The organism is Bradyrhizobium sp. USDA 4510, from assembly GCF_054059095.1.
Genome location: NZ_JBSSBT010000001.1, coordinates 3,477,030 through 3,497,369 on the forward strand (window position 1 = coordinate 3,477,030; position 20,340 = coordinate 3,497,369).

Sequence of the window (20,340 nt, forward strand, 5' to 3'; positions counted from 1 at the left end):
GATGCAGTTGCATTGAACGCGAGGTTCGTCATGGCCGCCCTGAAACTGATCAGCCACAAGCTCTGCCCCTATGTGCAACGCGCGGTGATCGCGCTGCGTGAGAAGGGCGTGCCGTTCGAGCGGATCGACATCGATCTCGCCAGGAAGCCGGACTGGTTCCTGAAGATCTCGCCGCTCGGCAAGGTGCCGGTGCTGGTGGTGACGCGCGACGACGGCAAGGAGGTCGCGCTGTTCGAGAGCAACGTGATCTGCGAGTACATCGAGGAGACGCAGGCGGGGGCGAAGCTGCACCCACAGGATCCTCTTGTCCGCGCCGAGCATCGCGCCTGGATGGAGTTCGGCTCGGCCATTCTCGGCGATCTCTGGGGGCTCGAGACTGCCACCGATGCCGCGGCCTTCGAGAGCAAGCGGCAGGCGGTCGTGGCAAAATTCGCGCGCGTCGAGGCCGCACTCGGCGCTGGTCCGTTCTTCGCTGGCCAGAATTTCAGTCTGGTGGATGCGGTGTTCGCGCCGATCTTCCGCTATTTCGATCTGTTCGACCAGCTGACCGATCTCGCTGTTTTCACGCACACGCCAAAACTTCGCGCCTGGCGCAGCGCGCTGGCACAGCGGCCGAGCGTACGCAGTGCGGTGTCGCCTGACTATCCGGCGCTGCTGCATGCGTTCCTGGTCGGCCACCGCGCGCATATGCTGAAGCTCGCCGCGTAAGCCATGTCGCATTCGGTTGCCTGGATCGCGCTCGTCGTCGCCGGCCTGCTGGACGTCGGCTGGGCGATTTCGATGAAATATGCCGAAGGCTATACGCGGCTCGGCTGGACGCTGGTCTCGCTGCTGCTGCTCGCCGCGTTCGTGTTCCTGCTCGGACGCGCGCTGCAGGTGCTCGGTGTCGGCGTCGCCTACACGGTGTGGACCGGCATCGGCGCGGCCGGCACGCTGGCCATGGGCGTGCTGCTGTTCAACGAGGCGCTCAATCCGATGAAGGTCGCAGGGATTGCGCTGGTGCTGGTCGGGATTGCGGCGCTGAAGCTGGCGCCGGAATAGGTCAGTGCCGTAGCCCGGATGAGCGCAGCGATATCCGGGGTCTTGTCGGCCGCGACCCGCACGTCGCTTCGCTCATGCGGGCTACAAGGTCGGCGTCGTCAGCGCACGTTGGCGAGACGCATGTCGAGATAGCCGGTCACCGTCTCCATCAGCGGCTCGAGCTTGCCGTCGAAGAAGTGGTTGGCGCCGGGGATGACCTGCTGGTCGATCACGATGCCCTTCTGCGTCTTCAGCTTCTCGACGAGCGTGTTGACGTCCTTGGGCGGCACCACGGCATCCTTGTCGCCGTGCACGATCAGGCCCGACGACGGGCAGGGCGCGAGGAACGAGAAGTCGTAGAGATTGGCGGGCGGCGCGATCGAGATGAATCCCTCGACCTCCGGCCGGCGCATCAGAAGCTGCATGCCGATCCAAGCGCCGAACGAGAAGCCCGCAACCCAGCAGGCACGGGCCTCCGGATTGATCGCCTGCGCCCAGTCGAGCGCGCTCGCGGCGTCGGACAATTCGCCGGTGCCGTGATCGAACGAGCCCTGGCTGCGGCCGACGCCACGGAAGTTGAAGCGCAGCACCGAGAAGCCGCGATGCGCGAACGCGTAGTAGCACTGATAGACGATCTGGTGGTTCATCGTGCCGTGGAACTGCGGATGCGGATGCAGGATCATCGCAATCGGCGCGTTCTTCTGCTTGGCCGGGTGGTAGCGGCCCTCGAGGCGGCCAGCAGGGCCGGTGAAAATGACTTCAGGCATTGTGTTCCCTTGATTGCCGCGTTCCCTTGATTGACGTCGATCAATCAACCGGTTGGAGCCATCTTCAGCGACGGTTCGCGAACAGAGCAGCTCGTGATGAAATCGGCGCAGGCACCGCCGCGCGGCACGCTGGAGGCCTTCTAGCATGACGCAAGGGGCAAAAATCAAGGAAATTGTGCCGCTTGGCGGTCGCGAATCCGCGTCGCGACGCGCACGTTGCCGACGCGGCGACGGCGATCCGGATCGACACGGCCGGATTGCTTCGGAGGCTACCTGAAGTTTCAGTCTGTCAAAATGCGATCGCGCTTGGGGGACCGCGAACGCCGTGTCTGGCTGCAGCGCGAGGCTCCCGCCGCGCGGGAAAAATCTCCCGTGCCGGTGACGTCTGATCTGGTCTCGGTCGTTAACTGTCGTTATCTCGCAGTGAAGGCCGCAACCATGGTGGTTGCCGCGGATAGCTCCATGGACGATCGCGTCTATCTCGACTGGAATGCCACCACGCCGCTTCGCCAGGAGGCGAAGGCGGCGATGGCTGCGGCGTGGGAATTGATCGGCAACCCGTCCTCGGTGCACAGCGAGGGACGGCGGGCGCGACGGCTGCTTGAGGATGCCCGCAATGCCGTGGCGAAGGCGGTCGGCGGCCGGCCGCGGGACGTGGTGTTTCTCTCCGGTGGGACCGAAGCCAATGCGCTCGCACTGACGCCGGGATTGCGCCGCGCTGCGGGCGCGCCGGTGCAGCGGCTCCTGGTGTCGGCGATCGAGCACGCGTCCGTGCTCGCGGGCGGTCGGTTTGCGACGGAGGCGACCTCCGCAATCCATGTCACGCGGGCCGGTGTGATCGATCTCAACCATCTGCGCGCACTGCTGGCCGATGGTCCGCCGGCTCTGGTCTCGGTGATGCTGGCGAACAACGAGACCGGTGCCATTCAGCCGGTGGCTGATGTCGCCGAAATCGTCCATGCGGCTGGCGGGCTGCTGCATGTCGATGCGATCCAGGCGTTCGGCAAGATCCCGTTCGATCTGGCCTCGACGCAGGCCGACCTGGTGACGCTGTCGGCGCACAAGATCGGCGGACCGAAGGGCGCAGGCGCGCTGGTGCTCGCCGAGGGCGTCGAGGGCCTTGAGGCGTTTCTGCGCGGCGGCGGGCAGGAGCTCGGGCGGCGGGCAGGGACCGAGAATATCGCCGGCATCGCCGGGTTCGGTGCGGCCGCCAAGGCCGCGATGGCGGCGCTGAAGGCCGATGCAGCCCGCGTCAGGGGACTGCGCGACCGGCTCGAGCACGGGCTGCGGCAGACGCCGGACGTGCTGGTGTTCTCCGATGACGTCAAGCGGTTGCCTAATACCGTTCTGTTCACGGCGCCCGGAATGAAGGCCGAGACGGCGGTCATCGGGTTCGACCTTGGGGGAATCGCGGTCTCGTCCGGTTCCGCCTGCTCCTCGGGCAAGGTCCAGCCGTCCCACGTGCTGGAGGCAATGGGATACCGTTCGGAGGTGTCCCAGGGAGCGGTGCGGCTTAGTCTTGGCTGGTCTACCACGGAGACAGACGTGGATTTGACCCTCAAGGCTTGGCGAAAGCTCGCCGATACCTTAGTTAAGGGGGGACGACGAAACACAGCTTGAACTGTTCTAAGCGGATTTCGTCATCAAAGCATCGTAAGAGATTTTCGGAACTTGAGATCCACCGCGGTCCTTGAAACCGCGAGCGGAGGATTGAATGCCTGCTGTACAAGAGACGGTCGAGCGCGTCCGGCGCATCGACGTCGACCAGTATCGATATGGGTTTGAGACGCTGATCGAGTCCGACAAGGCCCCGAAGGGGCTGTCGGAAGACACCGTCCGCTTCATCTCCGCAAAGAAGAACGAACCGGCCTGGATGCTGGAATGGCGCCTGGAGGCGTATCGCCGCTGGCTGACCATGACCGAGCCGACCTGGGCGCGCGTCGACTATCCGAAGATCGACTACCAGGACATCTACTACTACGCGGCGCCGAAGCCGAAGAAGACGCTGTCCTCGATCGACGAGATCGATCCGGAAATCCTCAAGACCTACGAGAAGCTCGGTATCCCCTTGCGCGAGGTCGCGATCCTCGAGGGCGTCGAGCCGCCGCCCGGTGGCGAGCAGACGCCGAACCGCAAGATCGCGGTCGACGCCGTGTTCGATTCGGTTTCTGTTGCGACCACCTTCCAGAAGGAGCTGAAGGCGGCCGGCGTGATCTTCATGCCGATCTCGGAGGCGATCCGCGAGCATCCCGAGCTGGTGCAGAAATATCTCGGCACCGTGGTGCCGACCTCGGACAATTACTTCGCGACATTGAATTCGGCTGTGTTCTCCGACGGCTCGTTCGTCTACGTGCCGCCGGGCGTGCGCTGCCCGATGGAGCTGTCGACCTATTTCCGCATCAACGAGCGCAACACCGGCCAGTTCGAGCGCACGCTGATCATCGCCGACAAGGGCTCCTACGTCTCCTATCTCGAGGGCTGCACCGCGCCGCAGCGCGACGAGAACCAGCTGCACGCCGCCGTGGTCGAGCTCGTCACGCTCGACGATGCCGAGATCAAATATTCGACGGTGCAGAACTGGTATCCGGGCAATTCGGAAGGCAAGGGCGGCATCTACAATTTCGTCACCAAGCGTGGCGACTGCCGTGGTCGCAATTCGAAGATCTCCTGGACCCAGGTCGAGACCGGTTCGGCGATCACCTGGAAATATCCGAGCTGCATCCTGCGCGGCGACAATTCGAGCGGCGAGTTCTACTCGATCGCGATCTCGAACGGCTTCCAGCAGGTCGACAGCGGCACCAAGATGATCCATCTCGGCAAGAACACGTCGAGCCGGATCATCTCCAAGGGCATCGCCGCCGGCAAGTCGCAGAACACCTATCGCGGCCTGGTCAGCGCGCACCGCAAGGCCACCGGCGCGCGCAACTACACCGCCTGCGACTCGCTTCTGATCGGCGACAAGTGCGGCGCGCACACCGTGCCCTATGTCGAGGCCAAGAATTCCTCGGCGACGTTCGAGCATGAAGCGACGACGTCGAAGATTTCCGAGGACGTGCTGTTCTACTGTATCCAGCGCGGGCTCTCGCAGGAGGAAGCCGTCGGCCTCGTCGTCAACGGCTTCGTGAAGGACGTGCTGCAGCAACTGCCGATGGAGTTCGCGGTGGAAGCGCAGAAGCTGATCTCGATCAGCCTTGAAGGTTCGGTTGGCTAATCCATCCCGCCAACGGCGCGGCCGACGCGCCTCGTGGTGATGCTCAGGAAAAATCAGATGTCTCTGCTTGAAGTGAAAGATCTGCAGGTTCGTGTCGAGGAGCGTGAGATCCTCCACGGGCTGTCGCTCACGGTGAACCCGGGCGAGGTGCACGCGATCATGGGGCCGAACGGCTCCGGCAAGTCGACGCTCTCCCACGTCATCGCCGGCAAGCCGGGTTATGAAGTCACCGGCGGGCAGATCCTGTTCAGGGGCGAGGACCTGCTGGAGATGGAGCCGAACGAGCGCGCCGCCAAGGGTGTGTTCCTGGCGTTCCAGTATCCGGTCGAGATTCCCGGCGTCACCACCTGGAATTTCCTGCACGCGGCGCTCAACGCCCAGCGCAAGGCGCGCGGCGAGGACGAGATCTCGTCGCCGGCCTTCCTCAAGAAGGTCCGCGAGGTCGCCAAGTCGCTGAACATTCCGCAGGACATGCTGAAGCGCGGCGTCAATGTCGGCTTCTCCGGCGGCGAAAAGAAACGCAACGAGATCCTGCAGATGGCGCTGTTCGAGCCGGCCGTCTGCATCCTCGACGAAATGGATTCCGGCCTCGACATCGACGCGCTGCGGATCGCGGCCGACGGCGTCAACGCGCTGCGCTCGCCGGAGCGCGCGATGGTCGTGATCACCCACTATCAGCGGCTGCTCAACTACATCGTGCCGGACTTCGTGCACGTGATGTCGAAGGGCCGGGTGGTGAAGAGCGGCGGCAAGGAACTGGCGCTGGAGCTGGAAGAGTCCGGTTACGCGCAGTTCGAAGACGCTGCCTGACAAACGCGGGTTTTGTGATGAACGTTGTTGCAAAGACCGAGACCGGGCGCGCGCTGGGCGATGCATTCGCCGTGGTGCGCAACCGTCTGCCGGGCGAGGGCAAGATCGCCGATCAGCGGCGCCAGGCCTTCGAGGCTTATGAACGATCAGGCCTGCCGCATCGCCGGATCGAGGACTGGAAATACACCGACCTGCGCGCGTTGATGCGCGAGGTGCTGCCGCTCGCGGCGGCACCGGATGATGCCGCGCTGAGCCGCGCCAGGGCCGTCGTACAGGCCCGCGCGATCGAAGGCGTCCGGCGTCTGGTGCTGGTCGACGGCGCGTTCGCGCCTGATCTCTCCGATTGGCGAGATCTGGAGAAAGGGCTCTCGATCAATCCGCTGCGCCTCGCGCTGGAAGCCGGCGACGAGATCGTCGCGACACAGGCTCTCGCGTCTGATGTCGCCAACCCCATGATCGCGCTGAATGGCGCGATGGCGACCGACGGGGTCGTCATCGACGTCGCCAACGGCACGGTGCTGACCCAGCCGCTGCACATCGTGCATGTCGCATCCGGCACTGCGCCGGCCTCGACGTTCACGCGGTCGCTGCTCCGGCTCGGCCGCGATACCGGCGTGACGCTGGTGGAGAGCTATCTCGCCGCCGACGGCGCCAAGGCCTACCAGACCCATGACGGACTGGTTGTTGCGATCGGTGACAATTCACGGCTCGATCACGTGCGCCTGGTCGAAGACAGCGTCGATGCCTTCAACATTTCCTCGGCGACGGTGTCGCTCGGCGCGCATGCCCATTTCAACACCTTCGGCCTGACCTCGGGCGGTCATGTCAGCCGCTATCAGCTGGCGGTGACCTGCGCCGGCGAGGGCTCGACGGTCGAGACCAACGGCGTCAATCTGATCAACGGCAAGCAGCACGCCGACACCACGCTGTTCATGGATCACGCGGTGCCGCACTGCGCGAGCCGCGAGATCTTCCGTGCCGTTGTCGACGACCGCGCCCATTCGGTGTTCCAGGGCCGCATCATCGTCCGCCCCGACGCGCAGAAGACCGACGCCAAGATGATGACCCGTGCGTTGCTTCTGTCCGACGACGCGGAGGCCGACAACAAGCCCGAACTCGAGATCTTCGCCGACGACGTCACCTGCGGTCACGGTGCGACCACCGGTGCGCTCGACGAAAGCCTGCTGTTTTACATGCGCGCCCGCGGACTGCCCGAGAAGGAAGCGCAGGCGCTCCTGATCCAGGCCTTCGTCGGCGAGGCGATCGAGACCATCGCCAGCGAAGCGTTGCGCGAGGTCGCAATTGCCACCGCGCAGCGCTGGCTTCAGGCGAGGGCGTGAGCATGCACAAGGCGGTCGCCAACGGCAGTTACGACGTCGCGCTGGTGCGGCAGGATTTCCCGGCGCTCGCCATGCAGATCTACGGCAAGCCGCTGGTCTACCTCGACAACGCGGCCTCGGCACAGAAGCCGAATGCGGTGCTCGACCGCATGACCGAGGCCTACAAGAGCGAATACGCCAATGTGCATCGCGGCCTGCATTACCTCGCCAATGCCGCGACCGAGGCCTATGAGGGCGCCCGCGGCAAGGTCGCGCAGTTCATCAACGCCCGCCGCAATGAAGAGATCGTCTTCACCCGCAACGTCACCGAGGCGATCAACCTGGTGGCGTCGTCCTGGGGCGGGGTGAACATCAAGGAGGGTGACGAGATCGTCCTCTCGATCATGGAGCACCACTCCAACATCGTGCCCTGGCATTTCCTCAGGGAGCGCCATGGTGCCGTGATCAAGTGGGCACCGGTCGACGACGAGGGCAACTTCCTGATCGAGGAGTTCGAGAAGCTTCTGACCCCGCGTACCAAGATCGTCGCGATCACCCAGATGTCGAACGCGCTCGGCACGCTGGTTCCGGTCAAGGAGGTGATCCGGCTGGCGCACGCTCGCGGCATCCCGGTGCTGGTCGACGGCGCACAGGGCGCGGTGCACCTGCCGATCGACGTCCAGGACCTCGATTGCGATTTCTACGCCTTTACCGGTCACAAGGTGTACGGACCGACCGGCATCGGCGCGCTCTATGCCAAGCACGAGCATCTGGTGGCGATGCGGCCGTTCAACGGCGGCGGCGAGATGATCCGTGAGGTGGCCAAGGACTGGGTCACCTATGGCGATCCGCCGCACAAGTTCGAGGCCGGGACGCCGCCGATCGTCGAGGCGATCGGGCTGGGGGCTGCGATCGACTACGTCAATTCGATCGGCAAGGAGCGCATCGCCGCGCATGAGCATGAGCTGCTCACCTATGCGCAGGAGCGCCTGCGCGAGATCAACTCGCTGCGGGTGATCGGAACCGCTCGCAACAAGGGTCCCGTGATCTCGTTCGAAATGAAGGGCGCGCATCCCCACGATGTCGCGACCGTGATCGATCGTCAGGGCATTGCGGTGCGCGCCGGCACGCATTGCGTGATGCCGCTTTTAGAGCGGTTCAACGTGACGGCCACCTGCCGTGCATCCTTCGGGATGTATAATACCAGGGAAGAAGTCGACCATCTGGCGCAGGCGCTGATCAAGGCGCGGGAATTGTTCGCATGACCGATACAGCCGAAGTCAAGACGGCCACCATGGAAACCACCTCGGCACTGCCGGTGGAGGAGACCGAGCGCATGAGCGGCGAGATCGTCGCGGCGCTGAAGACGGTGTTCGACCCGGAAATCCCGGCCGACATCTACGAACTCGGCCTGATCTACAAGGTCGATCTCAAGGATGATCGCTCGGTCGACATCATGATGACGCTGACCACGCCGAACTGCCCGGCCGCCGGCGAGTTGCCGCAGATGGTGGAGAACGCGGTCGCCAGCGTTCCCGGCGTCGGCGTCGTCAACGTCAACCTGGTGTGGGATCCGGCCTGGACGCCGGACCGGATGTCGGACGAGGCGCGCCTCGTCCTCAATATGTGGTGATGCGTCGCAGCGTTTTCGAGCGAAGTGGATGCCGGTTCGCGTGAAGAAAACGCGTCAGAACAAGAGGTAAAGGTTCTGATCAAGAACCTTTACGGATTGGACTTAGGCTCAAGAAGATCGGCAATTGATTTGCCGCTGGGACTGACCACATGAGTGACATGACGCAAGCTTCACCAACCCCGGCCAAGCCGAAGCGGCCGCGCCCGCAGGTCATGAAACTGACCGATGCCGCCGCGGAGCGGATCACCGAGCTGACCAAGCGCGCGGATTCCGAGATCGTCGGGCTGCGCGTCGGCATCAAGAATGGCGGCTGCGCCGGACAGTCCTATACCGTCGAATACGCTCACGAGATCCGTCCGACCGATGAAGTGGTCGAGGACAAGGGCGTGAAGATCCTGGTCGATCCGAAGGCCGTGCTGTTCCTGCTTGGAACCGAGATGGACTATGTGGCCGACAAAATGCAGGCCCAGTTCGTGTTCAACAACCCGAACCAGGTCTCCGCCTGCGGCTGCGGCGAATCGGTGCAGCTCAAGCCGGCCACGGTCTAGAGACGTCCGCATATCGATTGTTGTGTGATCGGCACCTGTGTTGCCCGTCATTGCGAGCGTGGCGAAGCAATCCATGTTTCCGCTTGTTGCGCGATGGATTGCTTCGCTACGCTCGCAATGACATGGATGGAGACGTGCTCCTTACCATGAGGCGACAGAAACGGGGGCGATCGGCACATGGACCGCGAATTCCTCACCGACCTGTTCGCCGATTTCGGCCCGGTCACGCTGCGCCGGATGTTCTCCGGCTACGGCATCTCCGCGGACGGCACTAACTTCGCGCTCGCCTTGCGTGCCGGGCTCTACTTTCGTGCCGACGAGCAGACCATCCCGCAATTTGAGGCGGAGGGCTGCGGGCCATTCCAGTATCAGACACGGTCGAAGACCGTCACGGTGAACTCCTACTGGCAGCTGCCGGCACGGCTGTTCGATGATTCGGAAGAACTCGCAGTCTGGGCACGGTCGGCACTCGGCGCCGCCCAGCGCGCCGCCCTGCGCAAGCGGCCGAGGAAACGAGCGGCTGCGCGAAAGTCGAAGGCGCCTGCGAAGAAGACTGCAGGCAGGAAGACCGCAGGGAAGAAGGTGGCCGCGAGCAAGGCGACTGCGAAGCAATCTTCGGCTCGGAAGAAGCGCACAGGAAAGAATCGGTCCCGATCCTGAGAGACCGTGAATGTATGCCTCTCGATGACGCAACATGCTCGATGTCGTCCCGGCGAAAGCCGGGACCCATAACCACCGAAGGTCATTGTTGCACGACGCTGGGGCCACAACCTTCTAACAACTCAACCCTGTGGTTATGGGTCCCGGCTTTCGCCGGGACGACGAGGGGAGAGATTGCGCTGCATCCCCATCACCCTGAAAGGATGAGCGAATTTGTCCATGTCATTGCGAGGAGCATGGGCGACGAAGCAATCCGCAGACCCGCATATGCGGCTCACGCCACGCGGGTCTGGATCTCGGTGCTGTATTCCGGATCGGCCTCGCAGATCACACGGTTGCGGCCGGCGCGCTTGGCGGCATAGAGGCAGGCGTCGGCGCGCTCAATCAGCGAGTCGGTGTCGTCAGTCGGCTTCAGCATGGAGACGCCGACCGAGATCGTGACGCGGCCGAGGATCTCGCCGGTCGACTTCTTCTTCAGCTCCTTGGCCATCACGGCGCGGCGGATGTGGTCGGCGACCGTCAGCGCCTGCCGCAGCGCCGTGTTGGGAAGCACCACTGCGAATTCCTCGCCGCCATAGCGGGCGGTGATGTCCTGGCCCTTGATGTTCTGCTTCAGCGACTGTGCCACCAGCCGCAGCACCTGGTCGCCGGTGAGATGGCCGTAGGAGTCGTTGAACGATTTGAAGTGGTCGATGTCGAACATCAGGAGCGACAGCGGCTCGCCGCTGGCGAGCGCGGCTTGCACCGCCATGTCGATCGAGCGGTCGAAATATTTCCGGTTGCCGAGGCCGGTGAGCGGATCGGTCAGGCTCTCGGCACGGATCGCCTCGAGGCTATGCTGCAGGTCGCTGATCTCCGACTTCGACAGCGCGAGCCGGTTCTCCAATGCCTGATTGGTCTCGCGCATCTCGCGCGTCGATTTCGCCAGGCTATCGACGATTGGCTTGATGTGATCGCGGGTGGTCGCGCTCGCAAGCTTATCGCTGGCGCCGACGAGGCTGGCGTCATAGGTCGCGGACACGCCGAGCGCATCGGTGATCAGCTTCATGACGGCGTCGATCTCGCCGATGACGCGCGCGCCGACCTTGTCGATGCGGTCCGAGGTCTTGATGTGCGAAAGGTAGGTTTCGTAGATCTGCTCGAGATCGGATTCAGAGAGCTTGCCACTGCGCGCCAGCGTCTCGTTGATGACCTTGTTGAGCGGCGCGTTGTATCCGGTCGCGTAGACGTACCAGATTTCATAGTTGCGGGGGACTGCGGTCTGGCGAAGCGAGCGGATCTGGCCAAGCGCCACTTCGGCAAAGGCCAACGTACGTTCGTGTTCGTCCAGCAGCTTGACCACTGTCACGTCCTCAATGCACGCAATGCCGATTAAACCCGGCAGCAATGACTAAACTATTGGGGCGAGGGTACGGGACGAGAGTGAAGGCAAGGTAAACAGTGGAACTACGGGGAAGCCGGCTGCGGCGACCATGCGGCGCGCCCGATGTTTGTCCGCCTTGAGCGCCACTTTCGGGCGCTTTTCGTTTGCTCGCTACAGCATGATCCGGAAAAGTGCGCAGCGGTTTTCCGAAAAGATCATGCACAAACAACGAGCTAAGGCGCGATGACGCTTCGCGCAAATCTCATCGCGCTTTGGTGCGAGGCGCAAACTGGGCGCATTTGCTTCAAACGCTGAGGAATCAGCGCGTGCGCCGGTCGTGGGCGGTAACAGAAGTGTCCGGAATACCGCCGCTGGCGCGGCGGCATCAGAGCAGGCCTTATGCGCGTGCGCGCACAGGTCGTAGCAGGAAGGCGGGCAGGTGCGAATGATCGGCGGGCTCATGGTCCACCTCGCGCTGCGGCCGCCGTGGCTCGGCACGCCCGATCGACGGCACGTGCGACGGAGCGGCCTGCGGAGCCGAATTGCGGCCGTGGCGCGGTTCACGCTCCGGCTTCGCTGCGCGCTCCTCGCGGGGCTCCCGCTCGTGACGCGCTTCGCGTTCACCGTGACGCGGCTCGCGTTCACCGTGGCGCGCCTCGCGCTCGCGGCGCGGCTTGCGGCCGCCGCGGGCACCATCGCGCGAACCTTCGCGGCCACGCGAGCGGCGCGGCGCGGCGTCCTCGTCGGAGGCTTCGCTGTGAACGGTGTAGTCGCCCTCAGCGCGCGGGATCGGCTGGCCGATCAGCTTCTCGATCGCGGTCATCGACTTGCTATCGAGCGAGGTGACGATGGAGATCGCAGTACCGGTGCGTCCGGCGCGGCCAGTACGGCCAATGCGGTGGACATAGTCGTCGGGGTGGTGCGGTACGTCGAAATTGAAGACGTGGCTCACCGCGGGAATGTCGAGACCACGGGCGGCGACGTCGGAGGCGACGAGCAGCGGAATCTCGCCCTTCCGGAATTGATCGAGGGCCGCGGTGCGGGCGGATTGATCCATATCGCCGTGCAGGGCACCGACGCTGAAGCCGTGCTTCTGGAGTGACTTGTGAAGGACGGCGACTTCGCGCTTGCGATTGCAGAAGATAATCGCGTTGTTGAGATCCTTGGCATCGCGCAGCAGGCGGCGGAGGATCTCGCGCTTGTCATGCGCTTCGCGACCGGCCGGGACCTGCAATTGCGTCACGGTGACGGCGGTGGTCGCGGGCCTGGAGACTTCGATCCGCGCAGGATTGTGCAGGAAGGCCTCGGTGATGCGGCTGATCTCCGGAGGCATCGTCGCGGTGAAGAACAGGGTCTGCCGCGTGAACGGGACGAGCTTGCAGATGCGCTCGATGTCGGGGATGAAACCCATGTCGAGCATGCGATCGGCTTCGTCGATCACCAGCAGCTCGACGCCGGTGAGCAGCAATCCGCCGCGTTCGGTGTGGTCGAGCAGGCGGCCGGGCGTAGCGATCAGGACGTCGACGCCGCGCATCAGCTTGGAGTCCTGGTCGCCGAACGAGACGCCGCCGATCAGGAGCGCCACGTTCAATTTCTGACCGGCGCCGTATTTGTCGAACTGCTCCTTCACCTGCGCGGCAAGCTCGCGGGTCGGCTCGAGGATCAGGGTGCGCGGCATCCGTGCCCGGGCGCGGCCCTTCTCGAGCAGGGTAAGCATCGGGAGAACGAAGGCAGCGGTCTTGCCGGTGCCGGTCTGGGCAATGCCGAGGACGTCGCGCCGGGCGAGAACGTGCGGGATTGCCTGTTCCTGGATCGGAGTGGGATTGGTGTAACCGGTGGCCGCAACTGCGGCGAGGACCTTATCGGACAGGCCTAGATTGGAAAAAGACATTGAGCCTCTGGTCGAAACCGCCGTTCGGCATCGCAGGTAAAAGGCTGTCGCGTTCGGCCCCGAAACGGCTCGCTTTTCTATAAAGCTCGGGGGCTCTGACTAACGCCGACGGACGGCAAACCTGACGAATCGCGTTTCGATCCGAGGGCCGCGTTGCCCGCAACATAGGGGCGAAAGCGGTAAAGTCAATCTTGGAACCAGCCGGATGGCCGAAAAAGCTTAACGTTTTGACTGAAATACGCGTCTTTTCGTCATTTGGCGGTCAAATGAATCACGACCCCCGCCCCGGACGGCGAGGTCACAGCGGGGGCCTCCGCGCTGTTTTTCATCCTGAATCCGCCGGGCGTCAGGCCTTCGGAATCGCCGAATATCCGGTAGAAGGTGGCGAGGCTGCCGAACCCGCAGGTGAGGGCGATGTCGGCGATCGGCCGCGGCGGCTTCTCGCAAAGCAACCTTCGGCTCTCGCTCAGGCGCTGGGCGGTGACGGTCTGCGAAAAGCTTGCCCCGGTCGCCTCGAACAGGACGTGCAGGTAGCGGACCGAGACGCCGAGCATGCCGGCGACCATCCCTGGCGACAGGCTTGGCTTGGCAAGATGGCGCGTGATCAGGTGGCGCGCGAGGCTGAGCCGGCCGACGCGCAGCGCCTGCTGCGCCCGGCGGCTGCCCGGCCTGATCACACCGCGCTCGATCAGCGCAAGGTCCGCCACGATCTTGACCAGCGCAGGAATGCAAGCGGTATCACCGGCCTTCGTCGCTTCCTTGAAGTCGGCGAGGCAAGCTTCGAGCAGCGGCGTCCAGCCGTGATTGCCGGTCGCCGCTGAGCCCTGACGGGCTGGCTCAGATGCCGGGATTTGATCCGCTCGCAGGTCCGCGGCATCGAGATAAATGCGCGTCGCGCCTGTAGCTGGCGTTTCCTGGCTGTGATCCCCGTGCTTACCGCGCATCGTGACTGATCCCTCGCTCTGCATGAGCGCGCGCGTCGTCGGTAAGGAAATTTGCGGTGCCGAACCCGGGCGAAGCGCCGCAGTGGTTCTGGCGAAATGGCCGGAAAATATCTTCTCAATGCGCGCAGGCTGATCACTTCGGTTCAACGAACGTCGGATCGCGCGGCGGTGTGAAGTTCAAGGAGTGAAGGGGGCGCGGCGGAGCTCGGCAAACTGCGAGCGCGGTGTCCCGGCCGGTCCGGACGGGCGCTCAGGCCGTTCGCGCGCGGTAGTCGCCCGGTGTCATGGATTCGGATGCATTGAAGAGGCGGTAGAACGTCGCAAGGCTCTCGAAGCCGCAGGCAAAGGCGACCTCGGCGATCGTCTGCCTGGGCTGCTCGCGGAGCAGGCGGCGGCTTTGCTCGAGCCGGAGCGCGGTGACGGTCTCCGAGAAGCTCATCTCGGTTTCCTCGAACAGGATGTGCAGGTGACGGACCGAGATGCCGAGCAGGCCGGCAATCAGGGTTGGCGACAGCGCCGCACGCGCCAGGTGGCGCCGGATCAGGCGCCGGGCCAGCGACAAATGGGCGGTTCGCAAGGCCTGCTGCGCGAGCCGGCTCTTCGGCCGCATGATGCCGCGCTCGATCAGCGCGATATGCGCCAGCGCCTGCACCGTCGGCGCCGTGCCCGCCGCCGCGGCATCATTGCTTTCGATGAGGTCGCGGAAGCATGCTTCCAGCAGGGCCCGCAGCGCGGTCTCATCCTGCACGGGCCTGGGGACGAGTTCGCCGAGCTCGGCGCCCGGCGGGACGATGTTGGCCACCGGGACCTTGATGATGCGCAGGTGGAAGCCGTCATCGTGCAGGGGGACAGTGCGATAGGGCAGGTCCGAATAGCTGGTCGCGAACATGCCGTCGCGAACGGCAAATTCATCGAGCCGCGCGCCGCCGAACCAGCCGCCGCCGCCAAGCTGCTGGTAGATGCACAGGCTGTCGCTGGCCGCATCGGCGATGTCGCCCGTGCGCCGCTCGACGCGGTACGGCGAGGCCCGCAGCTCGACCAGCCCGGCATCGCCGAGCTTGCGCAGCGAGAACTCGCCGAAGAAGTCGCGGCGCCGGTCGGCTTCCAACTCGGCGGTGACGCCGAACAGCCCCTTGGCGCGGACCTCGCGCCAATAGTCGAAGCGATCCTTGGGATCGACTTGATCAGTAGACCATGTGTGCACGGAAAAGCCGTTGCGACGTGCGGAGAGCTCGAACCGGATGGAGCTTCGAATCTATCACGCGGGCCGTAAAAAGAAACTTGACCTAAGACAAATCGGATCCCTCATTTCGGCCTGGCGTGGCCGGCCGGAACGGCCGTCCGCGGCCGGCCTTGAACCGGCGAAACGGCTGGTCCGACTATTAGACGGCGGTCGCACGGGCGGCGCATTTGTCGTGCAGGCGGGGAAACGGGATGAAGAGCTGGCTTTCGAGACTTTCGGCGATCCTTTGGGCGGTTGCATTTGTCGCATCGGCCGCACCCGCCCAGGCCGAAAAGCGCGTCGCGCTGGTGATCGGCAATAATGACTACAGGAACGTGCCCAGGCTGCAGAAGGCGGTCAACGACGCCCGCACCATGGGCGACACGCTGAAGCAGCTCGGCTTCAGCGTCATGGTAGCCGAGAACCTCAACCGGCAGGCGTTCTCCGAGACGCTGCTCGCGTTCGACCGCGCCGTCGAACCCGGCGATACCGCGTTCTTCTTCTATGCCGGCCACGGCTTCGAGATCGCCGGCCAGAATTTCCTGCTACCGACCGACGTGCCGGCCGCCACCGAAGGGCAGGAGGAATTGGTGCGCGACGCCTCTGTTCTCGCCGACCGCATCGTCGAGCGCTTGCAGAACAAGAAGGCGCGCACCTCGATCCTGGTGTTCGACGCCTGCCGCAACAATCCGTTCGAGCGCGCCGGCACGCGCGCGGTCGCCGGCGGCGGTGGCCTCGCGCCGATGACGCAACTGCCGGAGGGCGTGTTCTCGGTGTTCTCGGCGGGGCCGCGCCAGACCGCGCTCGACCGTCTTTCGAACGATGATGCCAATCCCAATTCGGTATTCACGCGGACCTTCGCCAAGGAGCTGCTGCAGCCCGGCGAGAATCTCGTGCAGGTCGCGCAGCGCACGCGGCGCCTGGTCAGTGAGATGGCCGAGACCGTGAAGCACAAGCAGATCCCGGTCTATTTCGACCAGATGGTCGACGATGTCTTCCTGAACGGGATCGCGAAGGGGCAGGCCGAGGCGACCAAGCCGTCCGCGCCGCCGCAGCAGGTGGCCGCGCTGCCGCCGGTCGCGGTGCCGAAGCTGCCTAAGGAGGATTCGATCAACGCGCCGATCGCGAGCTTCTCGCGGCACAATGGCGGCTGGACCGTGGTGTTCTCGATCGCCGATCCGACGCTCGGGATTTCCTGGCGGATCGGCGACAGCGGCGATTTCCGCGAAACCGGCTTCATCGACACGCTCGATCCGCGCACGCGCAAGCGGATGCCCAATCCGTCGGTCGAGCTGCCGGCCGATGCGCCGGCCGCAACGATCGAGATTCGCTATGTCGATACGCAAGGCATGATGCAGGGGCCGTTCCCGATCAAGTTCGATCCCGACGCCGCGCTGATCCGCGACCAGCGCAAGATCCTCGACATGACCGCGACCAGCTGGCTGTCATTCCGCGAGTTCAACGGGCTGCTGGTCTACTATACGCACCTGATGTCGTATCGCTGCGCGATCCGCGAGGTGCGCATCGGCATCGACACCGCGGTGCCGGACAAGGTCCTGAAGATGCCATCCTGCAATTCGCGCGATCCCAGCGCGATCCCGTCTGACGCGCAGCCTTATCTGAAGCTTGCGCCGCAGACCAGGGCGGTCTCGGTCGAGCTGACCTATCGCGACGGCAGCGTGTCGGAAATCAAGACCTTCAGGCGATAGCCTTGCATCCTTGCCGCCAGATCCGCGTTACAATCGGATTCTGAGGGGCGAGGCAGCGGTGAGGACGGCATCATGGATGCAGGCAATCCGGCAGGACCGAACACGCGTCAGATCAGGGCGCGCTGCTGCGTGGTCGGTGGTGGGCCGGCCGGCATGATGCTTGGCTATCTGCTCGGACGCGCCGGAGTCGATGTCGTGGTGCTGGAGAAGCACGCCGACTTCTTCCGCGACTTCCGTGGCGACACCGTGCATCCGTCGACCCTGCAGGTGATGGACGAACTCGGCCTGATCGACGGCTTCCTGAAGCTGCCGCATCAGGACATCCAGACGCTCGACGGCATGTTCGGCGGCACCTCGGTGCGGATCGCCGATCTCCGCCGCCTCAGCGTCAAATACCCCTTCATCGCGATGATGCCACAGTGGGACTTCCTCAATTACCTGCGCGAGAGCGGCAAGCGCTTCCCCTCGCTGAAGGTGCTGATGAAGGCCGAGGCGACCGATCTGATCCGGCGCGGCGATGCTGTCGCGGGCGTGCACGCGAACACACTCGACGGCCCGGTCGAGATCGAGGCGGATCTCACCGTCGGCTGCGACGGACGTCATTCGATCGTGCGCGAGCGCGCCGGCCTCGACGTCGAGGAGATCGGCGCGCCGATGGACGTTTTGTGGTTTCGCGTCGGCCGGCGTCCGGATGAGACCGAGAATTTGTTCGCCCGCGTCGAGCACGGCAAGATGATGGTGACGTTCGATCGCGGCGACTACTGGCAATGCGCCTATGTGATCGCCAAGGGCCAATACGAGGCGGTGAAGGCGAGGGGATTGCCGGCGCTGCTCGACGACGTGCTGCGGCTGGCGCCGATCCTCAAGGCCGGCCTTGCCGACGTGAAGAGCTTTGACGACGTCAAGCTGCTCACGGTCGCGATCAATCGCCTGACGCGCTGGACCCGTCCCGGCCTGCTTTGCATCGGCGACGCCGCGCATGCGATGTCGCCGATCGGCGGCGTCGGCGTCAACCTCGCGGTGCAGGATGCGGTCGCGACCGCCAACATCCTGGCGGCGAAGCTCGTTCACGGCGTGCCGTCGGAAGACGAGCTCGATGCGGTGCGGCGGCGCCGCGAATTCCCGGTGCGCGTGACGCAGCGCATGCAGGTGATTGCGCAGAACAACATCATCAGCGCGGCGCTGAAGGCCGGCGATCAGCCGGTGCCGTTGGCGCTGCGGTTGATCACGGCAATGCCCTGGCTGCAGGGCCTCACCGCACGTCTGGTCGCCGTCGGGGTGCGGCCGGAGCACGTGCATTCGCCGGCCGCGGGCTGAACTGCGCGCCGCGCGACCGGAAGAGCGCCCGTGTTTTCAGGCCATCACCGAATAGCCGCCGTCGACGGGGATCGCGGTGCCGGTGACGAAGTCCGACGCCGGCGACGCCAGGAACACGGCGATGCCGGCGAAGTCGTCGATCGCCCCCCAGCGTGCCGCCGGCGTGCGCGCAAGCACGCGCTCGTGCAGCCCGGCCACCTGCTGGCGCGCGCCTTTGGTCAGGTCGGTATCGATCCAGCCGGGCAGGATGGCGTTGACCTGGATGTTGTCGGGAGCCCAGGCGTTGGCGCAGGCGCGGGTGTACTGTACGATGCCGCCCTTGCTCGCGGCATAGGCCGCGGCGAAGCTCGCACCGAAGATCGACATCATCGAGCCGATATTGATGATCTTGCCGTGCCCCGACGCCTTGAGCGCCGGATAAGCCGCCTTCGAGCACATGAACGCGCTGGTGAGGTTGGTGTCGATCACCTTGCTCCACTCCTCCAGTTCGAGCTCGTGCGGAGGCTTGCGGATGCTCATGCCGGCGTTGTTGACGAGAATGTCGATCCGGCCGAGCTCGCGAACGACCCGTTCGACCATGGCCGCGACGGCGGCCTTGTCGGTCACGTCGGTTGCCACCGCGATCGCCTTGGCGCCGCGCTTGCCGAGATCCTCGACGGCGGCCTTTGACTTCGCCTCGTTGCGGCCGACCACGGCAACCGCCGCGCCGGCGTCCGCCAGGCCGCGCGCCATGCCAAGCCCGATGCCGCCATTGCCGCCGGTGACGATGGCGACCCGGCCCGAGAGATCAAACTGTCCGTTTTTCATTGTTGTTGTCCGTTGAGGTTTGAACCGGGCGCGAGAGTGCCCGATCGTCACGGCGCTGACCAGATCGGCCACAGCCGGTCCGCCCTGCGCCGGCGGGCTTGCGCGTCGGGCGATTTCCATGACGTTCGGGCAACAAAAAAGCCCCGGACAATGCCGGGGCTTTTGCTCTGCTATCTCAGCAGGGATCAGTACGCAGCTCAGTACTTGGCGACAACCGGACCGGTCCAGTTGAAACGGTAGACCAGCGAGGTGCTGATGGTCTGGACAAGCGGCTTGAAGGTGATGTCGCGGCCGTTCGAGAGGTTGGTGCCGTCGACCAGCTCCGAGATGTTCTTGTTGTCGTAGTAAGCGGCGCGATACTCGGTCTTCATGAACCAGCCCGGCGCGGTGATGCCGAAGATGTTCAGGTTGTTCTCGACGCCGCCGCCGACGAACCAGCCGCCGCGATCGAAGTCGTTGGTGTGCAGACCCGAGGGAAGCGCGCTCGCGGTGTTGAACAGCGTGGTGCCCTTCCAGTGCGAGCTGGAGTAACCGGCGTTGACGTAGGACAGGACGTTCGGCGCGATCAGGTAGCCGAGGCGCGCACCAGCCGCCCAGCTGTAGTCGTTCTTGATGTTGCCGGCGACGAACGGACCCTGATCCTGGATGGTGCCCTTCAGGCTGCCGAACTGACCGTCGGCGAACACGCCGATGACCCAGCTGTTGGCGGTCTGCCAGTCATAACCGGCACCGACGGTGCCGTACCAGCCATCGCCGCCCTGGCGCTGGTTGAAGCCGAGGATCGGCGCACCCGTAACGGTCGACTGGACGCCCGTGTCAGCATCCCAGACGCCGCCGCCGCCGCCGCCGAAGATGTAGAAGCCGGTCCAGCTCGGAGCGACCGGAACCGGGGCAGGAGCCTTGGTGTAGGGGCGGGCGGCCAGATCGGCAGCCGACGCCGATGCCGTCATCGCAGCAACCGCGGTCAGAGCGAGCAAAATCTTCTTCATATCCAAATCCTCGACTAGCGTTCGATCAGGTCGCTCAGGGGAGTGCGCTGGCACCGATTCCCGAAACTCATGGTCGAACTATACGTGGTTCCGCCGGAAATGCTGTTGCTGGTGAGACACATCCGGCCGA

The 20,340-nt window shown here is 64.6% G+C and carries 19 protein-coding genes; 12 read left to right on the top strand and 7 right to left on the bottom strand.

All coding sequences use genetic code 11. The features are described 5' to 3' along the window. Positions 1–30: 30 nt before the first annotated feature. Both ACVMDN_RS15710 and ACVMDN_RS15715 read left to right on the top strand, forming a co-directional pair. Positions 31–708: a glutathione S-transferase family protein gene (locus ACVMDN_RS15710; protein ID WP_141342564.1), complete on the top strand. Its 678-nt coding sequence runs from the start codon at positions 31–33 to the stop codon at positions 706–708. A gap of 3 nt (positions 709–711) precedes the next feature. Further along, the gene (locus ACVMDN_RS15715) at positions 712–1,041 is read left to right on the top strand and encodes a DMT family transporter (RefSeq protein WP_028332217.1); all 330 of its coding nucleotides are present in this window, start codon (positions 712–714) and stop codon (positions 1,039–1,041) included. A gap of 98 nt (positions 1,042–1,139) precedes the next feature. Here ACVMDN_RS15715 and ACVMDN_RS15720 read toward each other — a convergent pair whose 3' ends face one another. Continuing rightward, positions 1,140–1,787 (bottom strand): alpha/beta hydrolase, encoded by a 648-nt coding sequence (locus ACVMDN_RS15720; RefSeq protein ID WP_016843213.1) that lies wholly within the window; start codon positions 1,785–1,787, stop codon positions 1,140–1,142. Between the two features lie 462 nt (positions 1,788–2,249). On the opposite strand from ACVMDN_RS15720, the gene ACVMDN_RS15725 reads away from it, so the two are divergent. From ACVMDN_RS15725 to ACVMDN_RS15760, 8 genes are all read left to right on the top strand, one after another. After that, positions 2,250–3,407, top strand: a complete 1,158-nt coding sequence (locus tag ACVMDN_RS15725) for a cysteine desulfurase family protein (protein WP_253590347.1) — start codon at positions 2,250–2,252, stop codon at positions 3,405–3,407. 94 nt (positions 3,408–3,501) lie between these two features. Continuing rightward, positions 3,502–4,998 carry a Fe-S cluster assembly protein SufB gene (gene sufB / locus ACVMDN_RS15730; RefSeq protein ID WP_038380064.1) on the top strand — a complete coding sequence of 499 codons (1,497 nt, stop codon included), beginning with the start codon at positions 3,502–3,504 and terminating at the stop codon, positions 4,996–4,998. A 57-nt stretch (positions 4,999–5,055) separates the two neighbouring features. Beyond that, positions 5,056–5,808 carry a Fe-S cluster assembly ATPase SufC gene (gene sufC, locus ACVMDN_RS15735; RefSeq protein WP_028332213.1) on the top strand — a complete coding sequence of 251 codons (753 nt, stop codon included), beginning with the start codon at positions 5,056–5,058 and terminating at the stop codon, positions 5,806–5,808. A gap of 17 nt (positions 5,809–5,825) precedes the next feature. Then, complete coding sequence (gene sufD / locus ACVMDN_RS15740) at positions 5,826–7,148, top strand: Fe-S cluster assembly protein SufD (RefSeq protein WP_141343347.1); 1,323 nt, start codon at positions 5,826–5,828, stop codon at positions 7,146–7,148. After that, complete coding sequence (locus ACVMDN_RS15745) at positions 7,145–8,392, top strand: cysteine desulfurase (protein WP_141343348.1); 1,248 nt, start codon at positions 7,145–7,147, stop codon at positions 8,390–8,392. Before sufD ends, ACVMDN_RS15745 begins: the two co-directional genes overlap by 4 nt. Then, entirely contained in the window at positions 8,389–8,760 is a 372-nt protein-coding gene (locus tag ACVMDN_RS15750) for an SUF system Fe-S cluster assembly protein (protein WP_141343349.1), read from the top strand. Before ACVMDN_RS15745 ends, ACVMDN_RS15750 begins: the two co-directional genes overlap by 4 nt. A 158-nt stretch (positions 8,761–8,918) precedes the next feature. Further along, positions 8,919–9,308, top strand: a complete 390-nt coding sequence (locus tag ACVMDN_RS15755) for a HesB/IscA family protein (protein ID WP_050384272.1) — start codon at positions 8,919–8,921, stop codon at positions 9,306–9,308. A 177-nt stretch (positions 9,309–9,485) separates the two neighbouring features. Next, positions 9,486–9,968: a TfoX/Sxy family protein gene (locus ACVMDN_RS15760; protein WP_076828718.1), complete on the top strand. Its 483-nt coding sequence runs from the start codon at positions 9,486–9,488 to the stop codon at positions 9,966–9,968. Between the two features lie 274 nt (positions 9,969–10,242). Here the strand turns inward: ACVMDN_RS15760 and ACVMDN_RS15765 are convergent, their stop codons facing one another. The 4 genes from ACVMDN_RS15765 to ACVMDN_RS15780 all read right to left on the bottom strand — a co-directional run bounded on the left by ACVMDN_RS15765 (position 10,243) and on the right by ACVMDN_RS15780 (position 15,370). Then, a complete protein-coding gene (locus ACVMDN_RS15765) occupies positions 10,243–11,310 on the bottom strand; it encodes a GGDEF domain-containing protein (protein ID WP_141343350.1) in 1,068 nt (355 codons plus the stop codon). 418 nt (positions 11,311–11,728) lie between these two features. Then, on the bottom strand, positions 11,729–13,222 hold the full coding sequence (locus tag ACVMDN_RS15770) for a DEAD/DEAH box helicase (RefSeq protein ID WP_057018600.1): 1,494 nt from the start codon (positions 13,220–13,222) through the stop codon (positions 11,729–11,731). Positions 13,223–13,473: 251 nt separating this feature from the next. Then, complete coding sequence (locus ACVMDN_RS15775; RefSeq protein ID WP_309143530.1) at positions 13,474–14,166, bottom strand: helix-turn-helix transcriptional regulator; 693 nt, start codon at positions 14,164–14,166, stop codon at positions 13,474–13,476. A gap of 250 nt (positions 14,167–14,416) precedes the next feature. Then, the gene (locus ACVMDN_RS15780) at positions 14,417–15,370 is read right to left on the bottom strand and encodes a helix-turn-helix transcriptional regulator (RefSeq protein WP_076828710.1); all 954 of its coding nucleotides are present in this window, start codon (positions 15,368–15,370) and stop codon (positions 14,417–14,419) included. A 230-nt stretch (positions 15,371–15,600) separates the two neighbouring features. Here ACVMDN_RS15780 and ACVMDN_RS15785 point away from each other — a divergent pair, with 230 nt between their 5' ends. Both ACVMDN_RS15785 and ACVMDN_RS15790 read left to right on the top strand, forming a co-directional pair. After that, complete coding sequence (locus tag ACVMDN_RS15785; RefSeq protein WP_141341088.1) at positions 15,601–17,097, top strand: caspase family protein; 1,497 nt, start codon at positions 15,601–15,603, stop codon at positions 17,095–17,097. Positions 17,098–17,169: 72 nt separating this feature from the next. Next, positions 17,170–18,414 carry an FAD-dependent oxidoreductase gene (locus ACVMDN_RS15790; RefSeq protein ID WP_456816152.1) on the top strand — a complete coding sequence of 415 codons (1,245 nt, stop codon included), beginning with the start codon at positions 17,170–17,172 and terminating at the stop codon, positions 18,412–18,414. Positions 18,415–18,450: 36 nt separating this feature from the next. Here the strand turns inward: ACVMDN_RS15790 and ACVMDN_RS15795 are convergent, their stop codons facing one another. Further along, positions 18,451–19,221 carry an SDR family NAD(P)-dependent oxidoreductase gene (locus tag ACVMDN_RS15795; RefSeq protein WP_016842941.1) on the bottom strand — a complete coding sequence of 257 codons (771 nt, stop codon included), beginning with the start codon at positions 19,219–19,221 and terminating at the stop codon, positions 18,451–18,453. Positions 19,222–19,418: 197 nt separating this feature from the next. Continuing rightward, on the bottom strand, positions 19,419–20,210 hold the full coding sequence (locus ACVMDN_RS15800; RefSeq protein ID WP_076828706.1) for an outer membrane protein: 792 nt from the start codon (positions 20,208–20,210) through the stop codon (positions 19,419–19,421). Positions 20,211–20,340 lie beyond the last annotated feature (130 nt).